At 65.1% G+C, this 1,025-nt stretch carries 1 protein-coding gene; it reads right to left on the reverse strand.

All coding sequences use genetic code 11. The features are described 5' to 3' along the window. Positions 1-1,010, reverse strand: a protein-coding gene (locus GIY56_RS18295; RefSeq protein ID WP_154766261.1) for an IS630 family transposase whose coding sequence is annotated in 2 segments (ribosomal slippage) — positions 1-527 and positions 527-1,010 — 1,011 coding nt annotated over the 2 segments. Because the reading frame shifts where the segments join, the coding sequence is not laid out codon by codon here. This gene is flagged as partial in the annotation. Positions 1,011-1,025: the final 15 nt, after the last annotated feature.

Consider the following 1,025-nt stretch of genomic DNA (forward strand, 5'->3'; position numbering starts at 1 on the left):
GTCGTTTGCAAAGGCATTCCAGGCATCGCAGCATCGATCAACGATGTCGTCGTAGGTGTCGAAGACGGAGATGGCGAGGCGGTTTGCCCGCAGATAGGCCCAGATGTTCTCGACCGGGTTCAACTCCGGTGCATAGGGCGGGAGCGTCACAATGGTGATGTTGTCAGGGATGCGCAGGGCGCTGGAGCCATGCCAGCCGGCGCCGTCCATCACGAGCACGGCATGGGCGCCTGGCGCAACAGTCTTTGCGATTTCAGCCAGGTGGGCGTTCATGGCCGAGGTGTCGGCACGCGGCATGACCAGAGCCGCGGTTGTGGCGCGCGCCGGGCAGACGGCGCCAAAGATATAGGCCCATGTGTAGCGGGTATCGCGTGGCGCGCGGGGGCGGGTTCCCCGCTCGGCCCAAGTCCGGGTGAGCGTCCCCTGCTGGCCCACTCTGGCCTCGTCCTGGTACCATACCTCCAATGGCTTGCCGTATGCTGCCTCCGGCAGGGCGGCCTTTACCGTAGAGGCAAAGTTTTTTTGAATGCCTCTTGTGCCACCGGGTCGGACTTGGGGTGCTGGGGGCGCACCGACAGGCGGCGAAAGCCGAGGGCTGCCAGCTGTTTGCCGACTGTCCGCTCATGCATGACCACGCCAAAGCGGTCCTCGATCTTGCGCTTGAGATCGACGCAGCGCCAGCGCACCACCCCATCGGCTTCAAGCTCCGGTCCTTCACGAACCATCCGGGCCAGCTCCGCCTTTTGCTCTGAGTTCAGGAGCGGCGTCGGACCGGCCGCATAGCGGTTCGTCAGGCCGGCGATCCCCTCGGCGTTGTAGCGATGAACCCAATCGCGCAGGGTCTGCCGATCCATGCCGCAGGTCTCCGCCGCCGTCCTGCGATCCGCTCCGTCCAACACCAGAGCGATCGCCAGCATCCGCCGCGCCGCCTTGGCATCCTTTGTGCGAGCCGCCTGCGCCCGAAGTTCGCTTGCCGACATGTCCGTTCGCGTGATCTCAACCGCCATCAAAGCCTCCATCCCCTG

Origin of the sequence: Paracoccus lichenicola, assembly GCF_009708075.1 — a bacterium.
GTDB classification, from domain to species: Bacteria; Pseudomonadota; Alphaproteobacteria; order Rhodobacterales; family Rhodobacteraceae; genus Paracoccus; species Paracoccus lichenicola.